At 55.9% G+C, this 21,600-nt stretch carries 20 protein-coding genes; 2 read left to right on the forward strand and 18 right to left on the reverse strand.

Going from position 1 to position 21,600, the window contains the following annotated elements; genetic code table 11:
• Nucleotides 1-411 precede the first annotated feature (411 nt).
• Together M1136_05775 and M1136_05780 are read left to right on the forward strand one after the other, a co-directional pair.
• Nucleotides 412-1,611 carry a DHHA1 domain-containing protein gene (locus tag M1136_05775; GenBank protein MCL5075146.1) on the forward strand — a complete coding sequence of 400 codons (1,200 nt, stop codon included), beginning with the start codon at nt 412-414 and terminating at the stop codon, nt 1,609-1,611.
• Nucleotides 1,502-2,803, forward strand: a complete 1,302-nt coding sequence (locus M1136_05780) for an MFS transporter (protein MCL5075147.1) — start codon at nt 1,502-1,504, stop codon at nt 2,801-2,803. The genes M1136_05775 and M1136_05780 overlap by 110 nt, the downstream gene beginning before the upstream one ends.
• On the opposite strand, the gene lpdA is transcribed toward M1136_05780, so the two are convergent.
• From lpdA to raiA, 18 genes are all read right to left on the reverse strand, one after another.
• A complete protein-coding gene (gene lpdA / locus M1136_05785) occupies nt 2,800-4,206 on the reverse strand; it encodes a dihydrolipoyl dehydrogenase (protein ID MCL5075148.1) in 1,407 nt (468 codons plus the stop codon). The two genes, M1136_05780 and lpdA, sit on opposite strands and share 4 nt — an antisense overlap.
• Nucleotides 4,207-4,229: 23 nt before the next feature.
• On the reverse strand, nt 4,230-5,045 hold the full coding sequence (locus tag M1136_05790) for a lipoate--protein ligase family protein (protein ID MCL5075149.1): 816 nt from the start codon (nt 5,043-5,045) through the stop codon (nt 4,230-4,232).
• Between the two features lie 4 nt (nt 5,046-5,049).
• Nucleotides 5,050-6,048 (reverse strand): radical SAM protein, encoded by a 999-nt coding sequence (locus tag M1136_05795; protein ID MCL5075150.1) that lies wholly within the window; start codon nt 6,046-6,048, stop codon nt 5,050-5,052.
• Nucleotides 6,038-6,886 (reverse strand): radical SAM protein, encoded by an 849-nt coding sequence (locus M1136_05800; GenBank protein ID MCL5075151.1) that lies wholly within the window; start codon nt 6,884-6,886, stop codon nt 6,038-6,040. Before M1136_05800 ends, M1136_05795 begins: the two co-directional genes overlap by 11 nt.
• Complete coding sequence (locus M1136_05805; GenBank protein MCL5075152.1) at nt 6,883-8,469, reverse strand: cytochrome c3 family protein; 1,587 nt, start codon at nt 8,467-8,469, stop codon at nt 6,883-6,885. The genes M1136_05800 and M1136_05805 overlap by 4 nt, the downstream gene beginning before the upstream one ends.
• Nucleotides 8,470-8,494: 25 nt before the next feature.
• A complete protein-coding gene (locus tag M1136_05810; protein ID MCL5075153.1) occupies nt 8,495-8,899 on the reverse strand; it encodes a cytochrome b subunit of the bc complex in 405 nt (134 codons plus the stop codon).
• Nucleotides 8,896-9,600, reverse strand: coding sequence for a cytochrome b N-terminal domain-containing protein (locus M1136_05815; protein ID MCL5075154.1), 705 nt, complete (start codon nt 9,598-9,600; stop codon nt 8,896-8,898). The genes M1136_05810 and M1136_05815 overlap by 4 nt, the downstream gene beginning before the upstream one ends.
• Nucleotides 9,601-10,068 (reverse strand): Rieske 2Fe-2S domain-containing protein, encoded by a 468-nt coding sequence (locus M1136_05820; GenBank protein MCL5075155.1) that lies wholly within the window; start codon nt 10,066-10,068, stop codon nt 9,601-9,603.
• A 142-nt stretch (nt 10,069-10,210) separates the two neighbouring features.
• Nucleotides 10,211-11,305: a CoA protein activase gene (locus M1136_05825; protein ID MCL5075156.1), complete on the reverse strand. Its 1,095-nt coding sequence runs from the start codon at nt 11,303-11,305 to the stop codon at nt 10,211-10,213.
• Nucleotides 11,302-12,816, reverse strand: a complete 1,515-nt coding sequence (locus M1136_05830; protein MCL5075157.1) for a UDP-N-acetylmuramoyl-L-alanyl-D-glutamate--2,6-diaminopimelate ligase — start codon at nt 12,814-12,816, stop codon at nt 11,302-11,304. The genes M1136_05825 and M1136_05830 overlap by 4 nt, the downstream gene beginning before the upstream one ends.
• Before the next feature lie 2 nt (nt 12,817-12,818).
• Nucleotides 12,819-13,928 (reverse strand): peptidoglycan bridge formation glycyltransferase FemA/FemB family protein, encoded by a 1,110-nt coding sequence (locus tag M1136_05835; protein MCL5075158.1) that lies wholly within the window; start codon nt 13,926-13,928, stop codon nt 12,819-12,821.
• A gap of 150 nt (nt 13,929-14,078) precedes the next feature.
• Nucleotides 14,079-15,047, reverse strand: a complete 969-nt coding sequence (locus M1136_05840; protein MCL5075159.1) for a polyprenyl synthetase family protein — start codon at nt 15,045-15,047, stop codon at nt 14,079-14,081.
• 10 nt (nt 15,048-15,057) lie between these two features.
• Entirely contained in the window at nt 15,058-15,843 is a 786-nt protein-coding gene (locus tag M1136_05845) for a TatD family hydrolase (GenBank protein ID MCL5075160.1), read from the reverse strand.
• 27 nt (nt 15,844-15,870) lie between these two features.
• Nucleotides 15,871-17,409, reverse strand: coding sequence for a methionine--tRNA ligase (gene metG / locus M1136_05850; protein ID MCL5075161.1), 1,539 nt, complete (start codon nt 17,407-17,409; stop codon nt 15,871-15,873).
• 215 nt (nt 17,410-17,624) lie between these two features.
• A complete protein-coding gene (locus M1136_05855) occupies nt 17,625-18,194 on the reverse strand; it encodes an ATP-dependent Clp protease proteolytic subunit (GenBank protein ID MCL5075162.1) in 570 nt (189 codons plus the stop codon).
• Between the two features lie 140 nt (nt 18,195-18,334).
• Nucleotides 18,335-19,189, reverse strand: coding sequence for a 16S rRNA (cytidine(1402)-2'-O)-methyltransferase (rsmI, locus tag M1136_05860; GenBank protein MCL5075163.1), 855 nt, complete (start codon nt 19,187-19,189; stop codon nt 18,335-18,337).
• A 111-nt stretch (nt 19,190-19,300) separates the two neighbouring features.
• Nucleotides 19,301-20,440 (reverse strand): hypothetical protein, encoded by a 1,140-nt coding sequence (locus M1136_05865; GenBank protein ID MCL5075164.1) that lies wholly within the window; start codon nt 20,438-20,440, stop codon nt 19,301-19,303.
• Nucleotides 20,441-20,489: 49 nt separating this feature from the next.
• Complete coding sequence (raiA, locus tag M1136_05870; GenBank protein MCL5075165.1) at nt 20,490-21,050, reverse strand: ribosome-associated translation inhibitor RaiA; 561 nt, start codon at nt 21,048-21,050, stop codon at nt 20,490-20,492.
• Between the last annotated feature and the right edge of the window lie 550 nt (nt 21,051-21,600).

The raw sequence follows: 21,600 nt of genomic DNA on the forward strand, positions 1-21,600 counted from the left end.
CCCTTATCTCAGCGATGGAGGCCTTTCGTTCTCTCCACCCTTTATCCAAAGCCTGCTCCACGATGAGGTCGTTTGCCCACCTGTCGCTTGGGGTGATGGGGTTACGGCCTCATTGTTCGATGAGGAGTATACACCTCCCAGGCTGCCTGTCAAGAGGGTGTCGAACAACAGCAGGGTCTTTTCATTCTCTCGGTCCGTCGCTATATGGGGTTCCAAGGGGGCGTCCGCCGAAGGCGGATTTGGGGGGATATTCAGCACTCTATGCTCTATGCCCCAGTATGATTGCCCCACTCCTCAATAAAATGTTAGAATCGGGAGACGCTTGAGGAACGAGAGACGCTCACCTCGAAGCCAACACCCGGATGGTGGAGAAACCGCCCCCGTTGTAGGGCCTTGACCCCCGGAGGATTGATGACAGAGAGATTATATCTGCAGGACGCCTATCTACGGGCATTTACAGCCACAATCGTCAAACAGACGGTTGTGGAAGAGCGAACAGAACTCATCCTGGATCGTACCTGCTTCTACCCAACGTCGGGAGGGCAGCCGTGTGATCTGGGTACCCTGAACGACCTCCCTGTGCTTGACGTCTTCGAGAGGGAGGGGGAGGTCGTACACATCTTACCGGCTAAGATTGAGGGGGAAACCGTCTACGGTTGTATCGATTGGTCCAGGCGGTTTGACCACATGCAACAACACTCCGGTCAACATATCCTCTCTCAGAGCTTTCTCTCCGTCCTGCAAGCAGAGACGGTCTCCTTTCACCTGGGGAGTGAGGATTCCACCATCGATATCGCCGTAGCTTCGTTTTCGCCCCAGGCACTAAGCGCGGTCGAAGATTTGGCTAATAGCATCGTTTTTGAGAATCGAGCCATCAAAGCCTATATCGTGGACGAGGGCGAACTGAACCATCTTTCGTTGCGCAAGAGGCCAACGAAGGCGGAGAGGATCAGGATCGTCGAGGTAGAGGGTTTTGACCTTTCCCCTTGTGGGGGCACGCACTGCACGGCCAGCGGCGTCATTGGTCTGATCAAGGTGACCCGCTGCGAGCGAAAAGGAAGGGAAAATCGCATTCATTTCCTCTGCGGGTGGAGAGCGTTACGGGATTACCACTGGAAGAATAAGGTGGTGAACACCGTTTCAGAAAAACTGAGCACGCCTGAGCCGGTCGAGGCGGTGACACGGTTGCTGGAGGAGAATAGCGAGCTAAGGAAAGAGGCTAACCTTCTGAAAGACCGGCTGTTGGATTATGAGGCTATCCAGTTGGTCGCAGAGGCGCCCAAGGCTGGTGAGGTTAGGGTAGTGAGCAGAATCTTTGTGGGACGGGAAACGGAGGAGATACGCAGATTGGCTGCTAAAGTGGTCGTGGCCGGAAAGTGCGTGGCCCTTCTCGGATTAGGGGATGACAAAGCCCACCTCTTCTTCGCTCGCTCGGCTGATCTGGGTTGCGATATGAACCGCCTCTTGCGGGAAGTGGCCCCGCTCATCGGGGGGCAGGGTGGTGGTCAATCTAATCTGGCCCAGGGCGGTGGCCCGAATGTCTCCAGACTTTCTGAGGCTATCGGGTTGGCCACTGAGCGACTGTTGGACGACCTGGGACGAAGGGAGTGACATGCATTTGCTGAAGGTCCTGCAGAAAAATAGGTCACTGCTCCTCGTCTCCTCTGGTCACTTCACCGTGGACATATTCGGCAACCTCTGGCCAGTGATGTTTCCCCTGCTGGCGCTCTCCTTCGGCCTCTCCTATGCTCAGGTAGGCTTGATCGCCACCCTTTACCAAACAAGCTCCTCCCTCGGACAGCCACTATTCGGCTATCTGGGCGACCGTTTCGGAAGTCGATTTCTGGCTTCTGGGGGTATCATGTCGACCGCCTGCTGTGTAAGCCTGGTCGGGTATATCCCCAGTTACCCCGCTCTTCTGACTTTGGCGGCCATTGCTGGACTGGGTTCGGCTGCCTTCCATCCCCAAGGAGCGCTGAGCACGGCCTATATGGGGGGTGAACATAAGGGCACGAATATGTCTATCTTCACTATGGGTGGCACGACTGGCTTTGCCCTGGGACCGCTCATCGGTGCGGCCTTAATTATTAGACATGGTTTGCAAGGGCTTGTCTTCCTAGCGTTGCCGGCCTCGCTCTATGGACTCTGGCTATATAGGACGATGAAAGAGCTGGATAGACGGAGAGTCGCTGTGGCTGTGCCCTCTGACGATGCCCCTCGAGGGGCGATTCCATTTGGGAAGCTGAGTATTGTCATCCTTATCAGCACGTTGCGCGCCTGGGCTATCGCTGGTGTGATCACCTATATTCCACTGCTATATAAAGAGAGGGGCTTTGGCGTAGACTTCTCCAGTCAGATCATCTTCCTCATTATCGGGTTTTCGGTATTCGGCATGTTTGGAGGTGGCTTCCTGGCCGATCGCTTCAGCCCTAAACTGGTCGTATCAGCTTCGCTTCTTTTGGCCACGCCGGCCATCCTGCTCTTTCTCCATACACCGTTCCCTTCTCTGATAGTCTTCGCCGTGCTCACGGGGATACTCCTGGAGGCATCGTTACCCATCACCCTGGTCGCCGCTCAGGAGCTATTGCCTCGCTATGTGGGGATGGCCTCAGGCTTGGCGCTCGGTCTCAGCTTCACGGTCGGAGCCATCGGTATACTTTTAACTGGTCTTCTTGCGGATAGACATGGCCTGCTTATGGCGCTAAGCCTGCTGGCTATGCCTTCGTTCTTGGGGGCCCTTCTCTCCCTGGGATTTCCTGAGATAGCCAGGACAAGGGAGAGAAGGATTAAGGTGGTCGTCTAACCTCGATAGTAATGAATCGGCCCATCGAGCTGGCCGAGGGCCGCCTCTCGAAGGGCTTCAGATAACGTTGGGTGGGCATGGATGGTATGGACGATATCCTCGGCCGTGGCCCTTTGTTGCACGGCCAGGGTAGCCTCGGCGATTAGCTCCGTAGCCCCGGGGCCCATGAGATGCACACCGAGCACCTCGCCGCCTGGTTCCGCACAAAGCAACTTGACCAGCCCCATTGTTTCCCCCATACTGAGAGCCCGACCGTTAGCTGAGAAGGGAAACTTACTGACGCGGTAGGGGACCCCCGCCTCTTTGATCTGTCTCTCGGTCATACCCACACCAGCGATCTCCGGGTGGGAAAAGATGCAATTGGGCACTGCCCTGTAATCTGCTTTTCGCCGGCGTCCCAACGCATTCTCTGCCGCAATCTCCCCCTGGTAGGAAGCGACGTGGGCCAGCAGCATGCCCCCCGTGACATCGCCGATGGCATAGATATCCTCCAGGGAAGTTTGCAAATACTCATTGATCCCAATCGAGCGCCTGTCCATCTTCAGTCCGAGCTCAGACAATCCTAGCCCATCCGTGTAGGGGATACGGCCGGTCGCTAGCAAGACTACCTCGCCTTTAACTGTTCCTTCCCCTGTAGGAGTCTTGAAGACGACCTTCGGCTCCCTTGATTGTGCCTCGCCTTCCTCTATCCTTTGTACCGGTGAGTTTAAATATATGGTGACCCCAGCGCGCCGCAGGAGCTGGTGATAACGTTGGGCTAACTCCTCATCTACGGGGGGTAGGATCATAGGTAGCATCTCGACAATGGTGACCTCGCTGCCCAGGGGTCTAAAAATATTGGCTATCTCGATGCCAATGACTCCACCACCAATGATGACCATACGACGCGGGATCGTTTCCAGCTCCAGTACCTCATCAGAGGTGATCACGCCAGGCAGTACCGCTCCGGGGATAGGAAGCGGGGCCGGTATGGAGCCGCTGGCGATGATCGTCTTTGGGGAGGTTACCTCTCGTACCGCTCCATCCGCAGCCGTGATGCGGATTAGCCCTGGTCTCAAGATGCTGCCCTTACCCTTGATGATAGTCACTTTATGGGCGGCCAACAGCTGTTCGACCCCTCCGACCAGTTGGTCAACTACCTGGCGCTTGCGGGCCATCATCTTGGGGAAATCGATGCCAGGCTCACTAATCTGAACTCCGAACTCAGCGGCCCTCCGTGCCTCCCGTAACACCTCGATGCTCCGCAGGAGGGCCTTCGTTGGGATACAACCACGATTAAGGCAGGTACCCCCAAGGCGGTCTTTTTCGATGAGGGCGACCCGCGCCCCTAGCTGGGCAGCCCGGATGGCGGCGACGTAGCCTCCCGGACCCCCACCGATGATCGTAAGGTCAAACTGTTCCATCACCCTTCTCCATCACTCGACGATCAGCGCCTAAAATTCCAGTCCCTTGTCCCGTACTTATTATGGCGGAGCTCCTCGGCCAACTCTCCTTCGTCCTCAGTGAGCTCACCAGACACAAGAGTGATGCCGAATGCCTGTTCAAACCCTTCCTTGAGTGCCTTGGCCACCGTGGCGAAGGAGACGGCCCGCCCTGCCGCCTCTCGTACAGAGATAACCCGCTGTCTGAACTCTTGCTCGAAGCGCGAACGATCCCCATCGGAAGGCATCCTCAACACAGCAGACATCCGCCTCACATCAATGTCGAGCGGAATGGCCCCGTGCTGAAGAAGGACATTCCCTCGGCGCATCTGAGCGCTTCCCACGATCTTTCGCCCAGCTACTTTGACCTCATAGTCGGAGAGGGAGTCAAAGCAGGCAGATGTCTTCGGCCTCATCTTGGGGGTTCTCGCTCTTGATTCGGCCGTAGCGGTGATACCCAATCCGCGCAATCCGGCCACGATCCCACGGCTGATGCAGCGATAGGACTCCACGATCTCCCCGCTCCCCAGAGGATTATCGAGTGAGGCGACCACACTGTAGGTCAGTTCGATATCGTGGAGGATGGCCCTCCCACCGGTGGGACGACGCACATAATCGATGGCCATCTCTCGACAGCGTTCCAGGTTGATCTCCCCTTCCAGTGATTGAAAATAGCCGATGGAGACGCAGGGGGGACGCCAGCCATAGAAACGGAGCGTGGGGGGAACCCTGCCTTCGGCGTGATGGTGCATAATGGCTTCGTCAATGGCCATATTAGTATAGCCATCGGCATAGTCGGTCTGAAGTAGTCGCCATTGCATTGAGCTAAACGACCTCCATCTGAGAGAAGGCTGTCTGAGCCTCCTCCGGCGTAAGCGGCCGGGGGTAGTTGTAGATTAGTCCAGCGGGCCGTTCGTTATAGTACGGTCGATTACAGCCAGGACAGCCAGAGGTCCGAAAGGCTTCCCCATCAGCCAGGGCTGCCCTTAAAGACACCTTATCCAGTCCAAAATCCACGATCCGACCCTCGACGAAATGAAATTGGTTCGCTGAACCGAGTCCCTGCTTTAACAGATAGTGGGCAGCCTGGATGCGTCGATATTGGCCGATAGGTGGTGGGGAAGCGCTCTCCATCGCTGTGCCGCGTATGGGGGTGAAGGCGAAGAGTCCCACGATCACCCCTCGCTCGACGAGCCATCGGATCATGGTGACCATCTCTTCTTCACTCTCATCCAGGCCAACGATGAGGTGAGTGGCGATATGTCCCCTGAAATGGGCTGCCGCTTGTTCAATGAGTTGTAACCCCTTGTGCCACCGTACCCTCGCTGCATTCGGGGCTACGGCCTTTATCCGGGCGAAGACGCGCTCGCAGGCAGCATCCAGGCTCAGTCCAACGATGTCTACCCCGGCCTTAAGGAACTCCTCCACCTGCTTGAGACTGGATAGACTGATGGAGGCACAGAGGGGCACCTCTGATGCCTGTCGAATAGCGGCTACTACCTCCCTGGTCTGCCCTAAGTAATCCTGGCTGGCTATCACCTGAAGGCAGCAGCGCTCAATCGATCGTGCTTGATAGGCCCGTTGCACTTGCTCTACTGTATCGTTTAAGGGATGGGTAGGCCAGGTGATGCGGGAGAGGGCGTCGGCCCGACTGTGACTGCTCCGCGCTTGGGCACAGAAATGGCAATCAAAGCGGCAGCGCTCCCCCACCATAAGATAGGCCGTGGTCGGATGAACCAGTACCTGTTCATCGTCTAGACTGAGCCGGGTGGCCGTGCCAGATGAAACCCTGACTAGCCTTGGCCTATCCTTATCAAAAGACACAGCATTCCTCCCGGCGTACTGTTCTCAAGCCCAACTCCTCTGCTAGCTGTATGGCTTCCCGACAAGGGGAAACAATCTTATTGAGGCCACAACGTATGGCCAGGCAATCCAGTTCCACCCTATAGGCGCCGTGCGGACGCATGCAACCCAAGTAGATCGGTTTATCCGGAAAAGATAACCTGGCCTCGATCATAAGGTCGGTCACCGCTTCGATGAGCGGCGGCTGACGATGTGAGTAACGGGTGCCCGGCGTCGGGATGAAAACGATTACGACTAGCTCCTCCAGTCCTAACTCTTGTAACAGGGTCAGGGCGTGGTACTCACCGCCGATTTCACCACCACGCAGGCCGATGGTGATATGTGGTATCACCCTGGTCGCCCGGCGGAGAAGCAGGTAAGTGTTGATGTAATCTTCAACCGTCCGGTCCAGTCCATAGACCTCACGAATCGTCTCATCGTCGGCCACAAAGTCGAAGGATACGACATCTGTGTAGGGAGTGATAGCCCTTAGGTCCTCTTCAGCGATGAGCCCCACATGCCAATTGAAATGCCGGCCAGCGTGTAGTGACTTCACCTTTTCCAATTGTTCCAGGACGAGGACTCTCCCTGAGCTGTCGCAGCCACCGGAGATCAGACAGCTGGTGGCCCCGGCTATGTTCGCTTGCCAGATGGGCATCATCCCTCGTAGATAATGACCTCCGCAGTGGGCGCAATCCAGTTCGCAGTGGGTGCCGGTGAGGCTGATGACAGCCGTCTTCTCCGGGAAATAGAACTCAATCTCGGGTGGAAAATGAGCCATTCGCGTTTGCCAGGCCTCTGCCAGTCTTGTCTGCCTCATATAGTACCCCGTTTATCGATCTCCCTCTTGACCATTATAAGGACAATGACGATTAAGGCGATCGCCAGGACTACCACTACCATGGCCAGACGCCGCAGGTTACTCTCGGCGATGGCCTGTTCGGCAGCGTGGCGTGCCTCCTCGCTGATCGAGACAGACTTTTTGGTGTGCTCCTCAATCGTGGCCAGGCTTACGGTGTGCTGAACAGCCCGGGACTGGATTAACTCGGTTCTGGCTGCATCCATTTTCCCTTGCTCTTGCACAACAATCATGCGGTTGGCCTCTGCCTCTTTGATCATCTTCTCTGCCCCTTGAAACGCCTCGGCGGCACCGCTGATGGCTGCATAAATCTTAGCGGCCGTTTCCCTTTGAGACGAACCGCTTGGATGGCAACGGCCGCAATGCCTTGGCTGGTCACCGATGAGCATTGTCTCTCCAGGGGGTTCCACATCGTGTTGCCCGTGACAGGTGATGCACTCAGGTGCTCCGGGGAGCGCTCCTCCCTGGTGGCCACCTTTCACGAATAGGTCGCGAGTGGCACTATGACAGCGGCCACAAACGTTGCGCACCTCCTTAAAACCTGGAGGGGCAGCACCGTGGGTCCCGTGACAATCGGCACAGTTAGGGGCGCGCCTATCCTGTTTCTCTAAGAGGGCTACACCGTGCACGCTCTTTTTATAGTGATCATACTGGTCGGTCGGTATACCATAAGGGGCCATCAAGGAGCGATTGGCATGGCACTTGGCGCAAGTAGCGGGCACATTAGCGAAGTAGACTGTCGAGGAGGGGTCATCCCGTTTCTTAATGGCGTGACCCCCGTGACAATCAAAACAGGTGGCGACGTTGTTATCTCCCTTGGCCAGCAGTTTACCGTGTTCGCTCTCCAGGTATTGGGAGAGCTGATCAGTGGGTAGACCATACTGGCGCATCAGGGAAATCTCGGCGTGGCAGGAGCCACAGAGTGTGGGTATATCCTGCTTCTTGATGTGCCCTTTGAAGCCGGCTTGAGGCGACATCGCCCCAGCCATATCCGAGACCCGTGGGTTACCACCGTGACAGGTCGCACAGCCTATGCCTCGCCTCTGGTGAACGCTCTCTTGCCACTCTTTGACGATCTCAGCCTGTTTGCCACCCTGCGACGTATGACAGCGCACACAGGTATCTTCTCCCGCTGGTACGATGGCTGTCGGCGATGGTGTGCGCAGCGGTGTTGGAGCGGCTGGTACCGTAGCTGTTGGCGGTGCCGCCTTAATTGGTGTCGGGGTGGCTGGGGTGGCAACCGTTGGAGAGGGAAGCGCGGCTGACGTGGCCGTCGGGGGGAACGGTGTAGGAGGTGCGGCCAAGGCGGTCTGATGACACCCCGTACACATCGCATCGGTGCGGCCGCTGTGATCGGCGGGGACCTTCGGTGCACCAGCCACCCCGCTTTGATGGCAGGCCAGGCAGGCAGAGCGTCCCTCCAAAGGGTGGGGGATCTTCGGTTGGGCGCTCACTTCAGCGCTGACGCTGGCCACACCCAAATAGGCGATGACCAGGAAGGCACCGAGGATCGAGCCCAATAACCAGGGTGATGAAGGTTTCATTCCGACCTCCAATCAGAGTGGCAGATCAGCTGACCTGTCCCCAGATCGTTAGGGCTATAATGGTCGCCAGGATCAGAGCAGTCACCCCCATGGCCAGCGGTCTGCGGCCAGGGTGACGGCGAGGGTTGCGATCCAGAAAGGGCAACAAGAGTAACAGTATGCTCCCCACAATAGGGGCGAGGATGCCAACTACCCGTGGCACCAGTTTCAGCGCTTGATAGAGGGAGAGAAAATACCATTCTGGCTTGATATGTGCTGGAGTGCTGAGCGGGTTGGCCTTCGCCTCCAGACCGGCTGGAAAGAGGGAGGCTAGGATGACTAACAAGGCCAGCATTATGTAAGCGATGATCACCTCGATCAGAAAGTGGTCGGGAAAAAAGGGATAGGTGTCCCTTCTATTTTTTGATCCGCTGCCCTTCTCACCACTCATTGGCGTTCACCCTCAGCGTCTGTGAAGTCAGCCGGGGGTTCGCTGACTCCTTGTAAACGGACAAGCAAGATATGGAGAGCCACCAAGCCCATAAGGACGGCCGGTAAAACGAGCATGTGTGTGCCATAGAAACGTGTAAGCGTCAGATCACTGACTTCACTACCGGCTCGCAGGAGACGCAGGAGAGCCGTTCCAATCAGCGGAACGGAACCGGCCATCTCCGTGCCAACCGTCGTTGCCCAGTAAGCACGTTGGTCCCAGGGTAGTAAATAGCCGGTGAAGCCAAAGGCTAACGTGATGAAGAAAAGGAAGACGCCTACCACCCAGGTCAGCTCTCGTGGTCGCTTATAGGCCCCACTGACGAGGACGCGCAACATATGAAGGATGACGCTGATGATCATCAGTTGAGCTGACCAGGAGTGTATACTGCGGATAAGCCAGCCGAAGCGGACATCACCCATGATGAAGAGGATGCTTTCATAGGCCCCCTCAGGGGTGGGCTTATAATAGAAAGAGAGCAGGATACCTGTAATAACTTGGACAATGAAGAAGAACAGTACTGTTCCCCCCAGCCCTAAGTACCACCACCTGGGCTGCTTGGGGATCGGTTCCTTGAGAAGGTATTTATAAACGTCTGGCAGCCCCTCATAGCGTTCATTCAGCCAGCTCAGTATGCTGGCCGTGATTGACCTTCTCTGCACCTAGGCCCCTCCGGCAAAGATCTTATCCCCTTCGACGCTCACTGAGACGGATGGTAAGGGGCTTGGTGGGGGACCGGAGATGACGCTGCCGTTGAGGGGGTTGAAGAGCCCGTCGTGGCAGGGACAGTGGATCACTTGGCGCGACTCGTCCCACTTGACGATACAGCCCAAGTGAGTGCAAATGGCTGAGAAGCCCTTCATCCCGCTGGCCAGATGGATGACTATCACCGGTTTGTTGGCCACGGGGATCACTTTGGCCTTACCGATGGGCAGCTCACTGAGAGTACCGACGAGCACACGAGCGCCCTGGCTACCGGCCGCACGGACTGGTGGCCAGAGGAAGCTGATGATGGGAGCTAGCAGGCCGGCCAGGGTGGCTAAAATAGAGAAACCCAAGGCCATCCGCAGGAAATTCCTCCTGGTGGTCCCTGGCTTACCATCACCGCTCGCCAGGTTATTGTTTGGCACAGCTGTTACTCCTTATAAGTGGGGCTGGTCTACGATACCAAATATTACCTAGGCGCAAGAACTATGACAGACAACATTTTACATTGGAAAGAAAAACGATGTCAAGGCTCTCCAGGTTCCTGGCCTGGGAAAGCGTGCTCCCTTATCTGTGGGCCCGTCTTTGCGCCTGCCGTCGGGCCATCAGATCCACGAAGGCTTCCAACCTGGTTCGTAGACCAGCCTCGCCCATCTGCTCATCTAGGATTATCGAGAGCACTGGGATGTCGTGGTCACGGCTGACCTGGGGCAACATGTTCTGGGCGATGATCTCAGGCATGCAGGTGAATGGCTGGAGGTGGATGATCCCATGGAAGCCCTCCTGTGAGTGCAATACCGTTTCTCCCAACGACTGCATAGCATCGCCGCTCACGTCACGCTTCAGGTAGGGACTGGCCGCCCTCTTCACCTTTTGACCATGGCTCAGGCCGAGTGCCTCCAGAAAAAGCCATATCTTGGCCCAATCGCTTATGAAGGCAGCGCGGGTCACTTCTACCCCCATGTTCCCCAGCGTTTCTTCCAGGTTCATATTGCAAAAAGACTCCATGGCCATGAAGAACTCGCCGAGTATACCCACGCGCAGCGGCTGGAAATTTGGCTCAAGTTCAATGGCTGCAAATTCGGCCAAAATCTCCTTCTTCGCCTTTTTCAGCTCGGCTGGCCCGTGCGCCGCACAGATACGTTGGGGAGCTGTGCTCCACACCTTCGACGTTTCTCCCTTCCGTCTTTCACGAGCACGCAGGTAGTGCGTATGTCTTTCAAGGTCGTCCAGGAGGAATAACTGGGAGAGTCCATACTTTATATCGCCAATTATCGTCATCCACGAACGATGTCCCAGGAGACGCTTCAAGAATTCGGCCAGCCCCACGATCTGCTTCTCTTGCCAGTCAAAACAAAGCATTTCAAAATTGAAGCCGAGATCACGCAGGATACTCTCGTGTAACTTATGGTAATAGCCAAGCCGACAAAGCCCCGGCCCACCGACCCCCAGAAGGGTATCAGCTCCGAGCTCCAGGGCTTCGATGTAGTTGCCCAGATTAACCTTGAAGGGCATACACATCCATTCCGGCGAGTACTTGGTGCCCAGAGATAACGTGCGCTTGCTGGTCGGCGGGGGCACGATCGTCTCTACCCCTGCTTTAGTAAAGAGGGTTTTCAGAGCCACCCAGATATTTCCCATACGGGGAAAACTTACCTTCATTCATACTCCCTTGTTAGAGTTCCAGCGCTCAATACCTTCCTTACGATCTCCTGATCGCTCCAGGGGAAATCGGTGGACCCAACGATCATTGTCCGTTCATGCCCCTTGCCAGTGATGATAACCACGTCCCCCGATCTAGCCGAGCGAAGGGCAAAGGCGATGGCCTCAGCCCGATCAACGATGCGCTGGTAATCCACCCCCTCCCGGCGACCGACCCGCTCACACCCCACGGCGATCTCAGCCATGATGTCCCGCGGATCCTCGGTGCGCGGATCCTCCGTTGTTAGAACGATCACCTCAGCCAGCCTTGCGGCGATCTCGCCCATTATTGGTCGCTTGGTGCGGTCTCGTAGCCCTGTGCAACCGAAAACTGCTATCACTCGTCCCTGGGTCAGCCTCCGGGCTAATTCTAACACCTGTCTTAAGGCATTGGGCGTATGGGCAAAATCAACGATGACCCGGAAATCCTGGCCACAATCCACCTCCTCCATCCTCCCCTCCACCCCCTTGAACGCATGCACCCCCTCCTGGACGGCCTCCTGAGGCACTTCCTGGGCTATGGCTACGCTGACTGCTGCCAGAATATTATACACATTAAAGACGCCTAACAGCCTGCTATCTATAGGGAACGAGCCCTCGGGCGAGCGCAGGACGAACTGTGTCCGAGACGGGGTGAAGGTGATATCCGTCGCCCTCACCTCGGCTCCCGCTTCAAGTCCATAACTGAGGATGAGGTCCGTCTCTATTCTGCTCAGCACCGCGAAGGAGGGATCATCTCTGTTGAGCACGCTCACCTTGGGCGTATTCGGTTTGCGATAGGATGACCGCAGCGACTGGAAGAGCTTGGCCTTTGCCGTCAGGTAACGTTCGTATGTTCCATGGTAATCGAAATGCTCGTGGGTCACATTAGTGATGACGGCTACGTCATAATCACAAGCGTAGGTCCGCTCCTGATCCAGCGCATGCGACGTTGTCTCAATCACAGCATATTCCGTACCCACCTGGCGCATTTCCGCCAGAATGCGCTGGATATCCGGTGCCTCAGGGGTAGTCGTGTGCGGGCGAGCATCGATCAGGCGATCACCGACCTTCGCCTTCACCGTGCTGATTAGCCCTATCTTATGGCCGGCCGTCTCCAGGATGGCACAGATCAGGTTGACTGTAGTCGTCTTGCCATCCGTGCCGGTTACACCGATGAGGCGAAGGTCTCTGGCTGGAAAGTGGTAAAAGGCAGCGGACAGAAGGGCCAGAGCCTTTCGGGAATCGGCGACTATGACCTGGGGAATGTGAGCGGGCAGTGGCATTTGTCTCTCCCCCACCACTGCTACGGCGCCTCTGGCTAGAGCGGCCAGGGCGAAATTGTGTCCATCGTGCTCCAGACCGACGATGGCCACAAACAGATCACCCGGCTGCACCAGGCGGGAATCGGCGACGATACGGCTCACCTCTACGTTGGTTCTCCCCCCGATCTCTTTGTAGGGCATGTGTGTCAGCAAGTGAGTCAGGTTCACTCTTACTCCTCAGCCCCACTCCTCTGAATCCGCTGCGATGCACGGTGTCGGCCAAGCCTGCTGATCATTCGTTGCAATTTCGGCAGGGCCGTAGACCATACCCAATAACGCCTGGGATTGTAGACATAATCATAGGCACCGCTATAACGTACGATCCGGCCACCGAACCCTCGTTTGAACTGATAGACACCCCACAAGGGGGAGAGCAGCATGCTCTGTTGTTCCTGTAGATCTTCCATCTCTCCGTTCTCTGCTCGCTGCCCCACCTCATCGGGGATCCCCCAGAGATCGTACGAGGTGCAACCAGCCCTTTTGGCCCACTTTATCGCTTCCCATTGTAGCAGCTCATTGGGCTTGAGGTTACGGTATCTACCACTGGAAGCGCTATACATATAGTAGGCGTGCTGCCCTATAACGAAGATCATCGTTCCTGCCAAAACCTCCCCTTGATATGAGGCCAGGAGGAGCTGGGCCATCCCTTTTCTCTCCAGGCAGCGCCACACTTGCTGATAGTACGAGAAGCCATGGACTAAAAAACTTGCCCGCCGGCTCGTCTCCTCCAGCAGCCGGTAGAAGAGCGGTAAATCGGCCTCGCTGCCCTCGTACACGCTGATCCCTTTGCGGCCAGCCAGGCCAATATTATAGCGTGTTTTGATGTGCATGTGGGCGGAGAGGGTGGCCAGGTCAGGGGTGAGGTCGATGATGATGGTACTGCGCGGTTGAACTGGGATGCTTGGTCGAAAGCCATAGCTGCCTAATCGGGCGGCTATGGCCGGTGAGTTCAGCCAATCCGGCTCTATCTTCAGGAAGATCACTCTCTGGTGTTGCACTATATCGTGTAAAGCCGCCAGCATCTTGGCCACAAGGTCCGCTTGCTTGAAATCAACCAGCGGACCTCTCGGTACATAAGCGATGCTGCCTAAGGGGGTGCGGCGGACCAACACCTGTGCTCCGGCTAGTAGGCGATCACCATCGCTGAGCACCACCCGAATAGGCTGCCAGCCAAACCTGGCTTTGAATTCTCCCCACTCATATGACTGGAGGATATTCCCCTCGGAAGAGATCAGCCAGTTATTCCAGGTTTGGTCATCATCGAGTAAACGAACGTCCACAGCGACTCCGCAGTGAGACGGCTTGTCCTGGGTTGGCCTCGATAGTCTGGTGCTATGATAGCACAAGCAGGAGCCCTCTCAAAGTTGCGTCAGGCCCCTGCCTGTGGACGGTGAAAGTGATGACCAGCGCTGGCCTTTCACTCTGGGCCACTAATGGCTTCGCTCAACCACATAGTTGGCTATAGCCAGCAGTGCCTCACGACACTCATTGGCTGGTAGGATGGCCAAACAGGATTTTGCCCTATCTCCGAATCTACGCGCCTCAGCGATGGTGAGTCGAATAGCCAAGGAGTTCGTCACCATCTCCACACCCCTCTGTATCCATTCCTCTCCCTCCACCCTCCGCTCAAGGATGGCCGCGATGGGGTTGTCATTTGGATATTGCTCCAAGGCATAGATAGCTGGCAGCGTCAATGTTCCCTGACGTAGGTCGCTTCCTATGGGCTTCCCCAGCTCTCCTTCCTGGCCAACGAAATCCAGCACATCGTCAACGATCTGGAAGGCCATCCCCAGGTTGTAGCCGAATTCTCGTAAGGCTTCGATGGCCATCTCCGGGGCTGAACTCAATACTGCCCCTGACTCCGTAGAAGCGGCAAACAGGGAGGCCGTCTTTCTACCTATCTTCTGAAAATATTCCTCTTTTGTCTGTCGCCAATTCCCTCTATTGAACGCCTGACGCAGCTCTCCATCACATATAGTCATCAGCGTCCTGGCGAATATGTGCATAGCCCTTATATTGTTGATCTGTGCTCCGTGGGCTGCTGCCCGGGCGAATAGATAATCGCCGACGAGAACGGCTGCACTGGCATCAGCAATGCTGTTCAAGGTGGGACTACCGCGGCGTATTAGGGTTCGGTCGATAATATCGTCGTGAACCAGGGTGGCCGTGTGCAGCAGCTCCACGGCTACGGCTATGGGGAGAAGACGGTCGAGATCATAATGGTGAAACTTGGCCGCCAGGAGGACCAGGGCCGGTCGTATGCGCTTCCCCTTGGTGTGTAAGACATGTTTCAGTAGGAGGGAGAGAGGCGGATAATCCGCCTCCGCGGTCTGTATGAGCATGTCTTCCACCTTGCTCAGCTCTGGTAGTACCGGACCGAACATCGCCGTTGTTTGCAAGTATTGCCTCTCAGTTCAGGGCGAATAACCGCTGCGCGTTCTCTGTAGTGATCATATTCAAGGTTTCCGTGGCCATCTTCTTTAGCTCAGCCACTCTGCTGAGGACATACGTGAGATTAGCTGGCTCGTTGCGTCGGCCACGCCAAGGATGGGGCGTCAGATAGGGACTATCGGTCTCCAACAATAAATGCGTCAGAGGGACACCTCGTACCACTTCCACTAACCGGCGCGCGTTGTTGAAGGTGACCACCCCTCCTATCCCGAGGTGGAACCCTAGGAAAATGGCAGACTCGGCCATAGCCATGTCGCCCGAAAAGTTGTGTAGGACACCGCCTATGGTCAGCCCTTTCGTACGTTTATTTTCCTCTGCCCAGCCGCTTAGAATGGCCAGCACGTCGTCGTGCGCCTCACGGTCGTGGACGATAACAGGCAACGCCAACTCCCTGGCCAGGGCGAGATGGGCCTCAAAGGATAGCCGCTGTTTTTCCTTTGAAGAAAGGGTTCGATAGTAATCGAGACCGGTTTCACCAATAGCCACCACCTTGGAATGTCTGGCCAATCTGGCTATGGCCTCCATTTCCGCTGGACTCCAGGCTGAAGCACTATGGGGATGGATGCCTACAGCAGCATACACCCCCTTATGGCTTTCAGCCAGGGCTATGGCCATTCGACTCGATTTCAGATCGACCCCAACGGTGATGATCTGCTCTACACCAGCGGCGCTGGCCTGCTTCAGAACGGAGTCACGGTCAGAATCAAATTCCGGTGCATCCAGATGTACGTGTGTATCAATCATGGGCTCTCCACCTTTACACTCTGGAGATCAAGACACCCTGGGGAATAAGGGCGCCGGTTTGGCCCTGACCCTTGTTCCGGGGACCATACCGCCCCACTGGATGACCTGGTCCCACGGAATCGATTGCTCCAGATCAATACCTAGCTGTCTGGACAGCTCTGTCACTGCCTCCGGCATAAAGGGCCATAAAGCGACAGCGATCAGGCGCAGCGACTCAGCTAAATTATATATAACTGTGTCCAGTCGTGCTCGATCCCGTTTGGCCAGGTTCCAAGGGGCATTCTCCTCGACATACTTGTTGGCCCTGGCCACCAATCTCCAGATGGCCGCTGTCGCCTCGCTGAAGGCCAGATCATCCATAGCTGTGCTCATGTCTGCAAACATCTGCTCAGCGGAGTCGATCAGTTCTCCGTCAACCCCTTCGACTCCATCCTGGCTGGCGGCTGGCACGGCGCCATTATAGTATCTATTAATCATGCTCAGGGTTCGATTCAATAGATTCCCCAGATCGTTGGCCAGGTCGGCGTTGTAACGCTCGCTGAAGGCGGCCAGGGAGACATCGCCATCCGTCCCGAAGGGAAAATGGGAGAGCAGGAGATAACGGGTGGCGCTGGCCCCAAGTCTATCGATCAGCTGTTGGGGACGGAGCACGTTACCGAGCGTTTTACTCATTTTCTGTCCCTCAACGGTGAAGAAGCCATGCGCAAAAACCTTCCGGGGTGGCTTAAGTCCGGCCGAGATCAGTAGGGCTGGCCAGACGATGGCGTGAAACCAGAGGATATCCTTGGCCATAAGATGTACATCGGCCGGCCAGAAATGGGCGAAATGCTGCGGATCATGCTTATAGCCGATGGCGCTGATGTAGTTCAGAAGGGCATCGATCCAAACGTAGGTAGTGTGGGTGGGATCGAAGGGGAGGGGTACTCCCCAGGACAGGCTGGCTCGGGATATGCTGATATCCGACAGTCCCGCCCTTATCTTACCGAGAACTTCATTTCGTCTGCTTAAGGGGGCGATATCATAGTGGTTGGGATCAGAAGCGTCCAGGATGGCCTTGATCAATATATCCTGATACTTACTGAGCGTGAAGAAGTAATTCTCCTCTGAATACCAGACGGGCTCGCTGCGGTGATCCGGACAAAGCCCATCGACCAGATCCTCCTCGGTGAGGAATCGTTCACAGGCCAGGCAGTATTTCCCTTCGTACTTGCCCTTGTAGATTTCGCCCCGCTCATATAAGTGGCTCATAAAGACCTGAACGGCTTCCTCGTGAAGGGGATCAGTGGTGCGAATAAAGAAGTCATTGGTGATGTGCAGCGCCCGCCACGCCTTCTGGAAGTGCTCCACTATCTTATCACAGAACTCCTTGGGGCTCTTCCCATGCGCTTTAGCCACCTGAGCCACATTTGCCCCATGCTCATCCGTGCCTGTAAGGAAGAAAACGTCGTCCCCTCGACGCCGATGGTAACGAGCCAGCACATCGGCAGCGATCGTGGTATAGGCGTGCCCGACGTGCGGCACATCGTTGACATAGTAGATTGGGGTAGTGATATAGAATTTACCCATAACAGACTGCTTCGCTTCGCCTCCTAAAGCAGCCGTATAATAACATACTTGAGGGGAAAACAAAACGAGCCGCTAGCGGGGGCCACCGATGCTATGACGGCTTTAGTAGGGACGAACCTACGTGTTCGCCCCTCTGCTGTTTCCGTAGTTGCTGAAGTCGCCAAAGGCGATTTGCACGAAGCATAGCGAAGGAGGCAACCCCGTGTTAGGCGCTGTTACCTACTTGGCTGTTGCTGAAACTGGATAGAAATGACCTCAGAGCCAAGCTCAAATAACTCGGACTTGATTTCATGTACCAACCCCCATGCTTGTGCTTCGTCAGGGTTGAGGGTGGTCCTTTCAAGCATTGCGTCGGTAACTTCTTGAACCGTCTTGCCAGTATTTGCAGCAATTACCTTAGCAATATTCTCGATGTCTATTCTTAGTCCCTTAAGCCTTTCTTCGAGCTGCTTCTCTTCAAAACTTTCGTTCTGGAAGTTAGCATTCACACCGTGGAGTAGGAATCTTGCTTGTGGAACGGACAACCGTCTGCTGCCACCACAGTAAAGAACAACGCCAATAGAATCTACGCTTCCAAAATTGTGTGTGGTCAAGGTTACTGGCATTCCTTTCAAGTAGTTATAAGCACTCAGGCCGTGAAAGACAGTGCCTCCCGGTGATGAAATGAGGAGAATGAACTCTCTAGCACCTTGCTTTATCTTTTCGTCAATAGCGTTCATCAGCGCGTTAATGGTCACGTCTATCACTGGGGCGAAGAACTTAATGACGATTGGCTTAACGGGCATGTGATAACCTCCTTAGCGATAAGATTAGATACGTGATTCCCACCGGCCGCCGAAGGAAAGAAGCACCCCCGCCAGCGACAACAATGGTCAGGCCGATGATAGCACAGGAAGCTGCTATGAAGAAGAGCCGCCTGATCTTTTCAGGGTCGATCCAACCGGTCCTCATCAAGACTGGCTGACACCTCTGTCAATATTTTATATATCTCCCTTTTAGATACGCCGGTCGCCGCGGCTATTTGGGATACAGCCTCCTTGCCACTCATCCCCTCGTCCATCAAGGCCAGTAGCTGCTCCTTGATCGTCTCTCGATCAACGGGCGGACGCCGCCGCTCTACCCCGGCGATCACCAGGGTAAATTCTCCCAAAGGTGGTTTCTCCGTAAAATAGGCGATGGCCTGTTCGATGGATCCCCGCCATATCTCCTCATGGACCTTCGTCAGTTCCCGGGCCACAGCGATGGGGCGCTCGCCCAAAACCTCCAGGGCATCCTGCAGCGAACGCAAGAGCCGATGTGGTGACTCAAAGGCGACGATGGTGCGCGGTTCCTCTCGAAGAGTGGTGAGAAGCCTCCGCCTATCGCTTTGTCGGCGTGGTAGGTAGCCAACATAAGCGAACTGGTCGGTAGGCAACCCGGAGGCGGCCAGGGCCGCCAGGAGGGCCGACGCCCCGGGGATGGGTACAACGGCGAAGCCACGCTCGATGGCGGCGCACACCAGCTCGTAGCCGGGGTCTGAAATGCCGGGCATTCCCGCCTCTGAGACGAGGGCAATATCCTTTTCCTCCAGTCGGGTGCAAAGGTAGGGCAATCTGCTGCGCTTGTTATGCTCATGGTAGCTGATCAGCGGTGTCGAGATATGATAACGGGCGAACAGTTTCTTAGTCTGGCGCGTGTCCTCGGCGGCGACGAGGGACACCTCTCTCAGGATGCGCAGAGCACGTAAGGAGATGTCTTCCAGGTTGCCAATCGGTGTCCCTACCAGATAGAGAATTCCCATCAGTCTCACCAGGCCACATTCGTTTTCGTTGTAGGACCTCCCGCACGAGACCGCATCCTAGCTTCGGATCACCATCCAGGCGATGAGCATCTTGGCGCTTCCCAGTGAAAATCACTCTTCGCTGTTTGCAGGTGTCCCAACTGGATGACTAGCCTCGGCCCAGGCCGCCTCGATGAGGGCCAGCAGACCACCAGATACTAGAGAGTGCCCGCCCAGGATGATCGGTATCGCAGCTGCCCTGGCCGCAGCGGTGAACTCGCGGACAAACGGGTCAACAATGTTCTCTGGCTGAAGCAGGTCGGAGTAGAAGCGATCTGCCCTTGAGGGCTGCAAGCCCAGGTGGGCAAAGAGCACGCGGCTGTCCAGGAAAGCAGCGTCACCCAGCTCGGTCAGGGCGGCAAGGAACCCGGCTATCCCGACGCCTTGCAAATAGAAGCCCAAAAGGGATCGCACCTCCCCTCGCTCCTCGCGTCCACTGGCCCGCATACCCCGTTCCTCAGAATAGATACGGGTGCGACAGGCACAATCCTTCTCCAGGCGTGACCACAAATGGGCACCGACCCGACCGGCCACTACCACCTGTTTTTCTTGGGACTTAAGAACCGCCGCAGCCGCCTCCAGGCGCGAGGCGTCTAACCTGAGTCCACCCAGATACGCCGCGGTATGTCGACCGATGCCCGGATGCGTTTGGAGCACCATAAGATCTGTAGGTGTGTCTATATCAAAGAGGGTTCCGGCTGTCGGGGATAGGGGGAGGCTTCGTAGTGCGCCCACTCGCTCCAACAGGAAGGCCAGATTATTATCATTATACGGAAGAGGAATATGTTCGATGGCCGTACCGGGGGTAAAAGCGACGAAGTCCGCTGAGAATAGATTGTTGGGAATAACGACGCCATCATTAGTGAGGAGCAAGCGACAGATCTCAGCCATCTCCTTGGCTGTCAGTAAGGGGGCGGCCCCACCACCGATATAAAACGGATGCTCCAGCTCATAGCGCCGAATAAGACGTCGCAGCGTATCTCCGAAATGAAACTGTCCCGTATCGAAGGCGATAGTTACCGGCCAGTCGACCAGACGTTGGGCCAGGTCGGGCGAATCGGTGGCCACGATTAACGGATCACAAAGTCCACAGGCTATCGCTCTCTCGATGGTATCGAGAGCGATGGCCTGTTGAGCATGAAACACCATCCTCTCAACGGGGGTAGCGAACTCCCCTCCCACAAAGACCAACAAGGCCACTTTATCAGACATGTGGCTAACTGGCTCCTCTAGCTTAACCAGGTTGAGAATGGTGGTCGTCTCAGATCAACTCTGGCTCAATCAGGCCGTAATTGCCATCCCGGCGGCGATAGAGGACGTTGATTTGCTCTGTAGCGGCGTTCAGGAAAACGAAGAAGTCGTGGCCAAGGGCCTCCATCTCCGCTGCGGCCTCTTCCACCGCCATCGGTTTCATAAGGAACCGCTTGATCTTGACCACGTGGGGTTTCTCCTCTTGAAGTGCCTCCTCTAGAATAGCCGATTCGACCTCGGCAGCTACAGCTTTAGCCACCGATGTCTTCGCCCGGCTATATAATTTCTCCTTATGCCGCACGAGCTGCCGCTGCATCACATTGAGAACGGCATCAACGGCGGTATAGATGTCCCCGGCCTTCTCCTCAGCGCGCAACACAGTGTTATTAGTTGTAAGCAACATCTGAATAACGTAGCGGTCCCCACTGCTTTTCGTCTTCTCTTCCGATAGCTCTGCTGTGACATCCATAATGTGATCCAGGTAACGAGCTAATTTGCTGGCCTTCTTTTCTACATAAGAGCGCAAGGTCTCATTTACGTCGATATTCTTACCTTTCACTACGATTTGCATTCTGGCTGCTCTCCTTAAGTGATTCGGATAAAAACGATGTCCTTAAATGAAGATGAGGAACGAAAAAACTCTCCTGAATCCTCAGCAGAGTTTTTTGTCATTCTACTCCTTTCAGCTCGTTTGATTTTAGGATACTATAAGCCACCCTATGGTGTCAACCTCCCCCCTTGGGAGGAAGACACCCTCACCCCCTTAATCCCCCTCTCCCGCACGGCGGGAGAGGGGGAGAATAGCTAGGGCGGAGCCCTAGAACCCTCCAAGGAGGGTGTTCCCTCCTTGACCACCCCTTACTCGCGTGGGGGAGAAGGGGGGATTAAGTCCAGGCTGTGTCCCCATTCACTCTAAGTAGTGGGGCTGTGCCCCCTCCTTGATCTCCCCTGCCCCGGCGGAAGAAGGGAGGAATGTAGGGGTGACTGGCCAGTCGCCCCTACTAGGGCGGAGCCCTATCCTTCTTCGAAGGACTCCAAGGAGGGAGCGCCCCCCTTGAACCCCCCTTGGGAGGAAGATGTCCTCACCCTCTGCTCCCCTCTCCCGTCCTTCCCGGACGGGA

The sequence above is a fragment of the Chloroflexota bacterium genome, assembly GCA_023475225.1.
In the GTDB taxonomy this organism is placed as follows: Bacteria; Chloroflexota; UBA6077; order FW602-bin22; family JAMCVK01; genus JAMCVK01.

Bases quoted from the DNA above. Each gene is read 5' to 3' on its own strand.
- M1136_05845 (MCL5075160.1), bottom strand. From the start codon at position 15,843: ATGATTGATACACACGTACATCTGGATGCACCGGAATTTGATTCTGAC.
- M1136_05800 (MCL5075151.1), bottom strand. From the start codon at position 6,886: ATGAGGCAGACAAGACTGGCAGAGGCCTGGCAAACGCGAATGGCTCAT.
- M1136_05810 (MCL5075153.1), bottom strand. From the start codon at position 8,899: ATGAGTGGTGAGAAGGGCAGCGGATCAAAAAATAGAAGGGACACCTAT.
- lpdA (MCL5075148.1), bottom strand. From the start codon at position 4,206: ATGGAACAGTTTGACCTTACGATCATCGGTGGGGGTCCGGGAGGCTAC.
- M1136_05865 (MCL5075164.1), bottom strand. From the start codon at position 20,440: ATGTCTGATAAAGTGGCCTTGTTGGTCTTTGTGGGAGGGGAGTTCGCT.
- M1136_05855 (MCL5075162.1), bottom strand. From the start codon at position 18,194: ATGCCCGTTAAGCCAATCGTCATTAAGTTCTTCGCCCCAGTGATAGAC.
- M1136_05825 (MCL5075156.1), bottom strand. From the start codon at position 11,305: ATGAAGGTAAGTTTTCCCCGTATGGGAAATATCTGGGTGGCTCTGAAA.
- M1136_05790 (MCL5075149.1), bottom strand. From the start codon at position 5,045: ATGCAATGGCGACTACTTCAGACCGACTATGCCGATGGCTATACTAAT.
- rsmI (MCL5075163.1), bottom strand. From the start codon at position 19,189: ATGGGAATTCTCTATCTGGTAGGGACACCGATTGGCAACCTGGAAGAC.
- M1136_05805 (MCL5075152.1), bottom strand. From the start codon at position 8,469: ATGAAACCTTCATCACCCTGGTTATTGGGCTCGATCCTCGGTGCCTTC.
- metG (MCL5075161.1), bottom strand. From the start codon at position 17,409: ATGGGTAAATTCTATATCACTACCCCAATCTACTATGTCAACGATGTG.
- raiA (MCL5075165.1), bottom strand. From the start codon at position 21,050: ATGCAAATCGTAGTGAAAGGTAAGAATATCGACGTAAATGAGACCTTG.
- M1136_05775 (MCL5075146.1), top strand. From the start codon at position 412: ATGACAGAGAGATTATATCTGCAGGACGCCTATCTACGGGCATTTACA.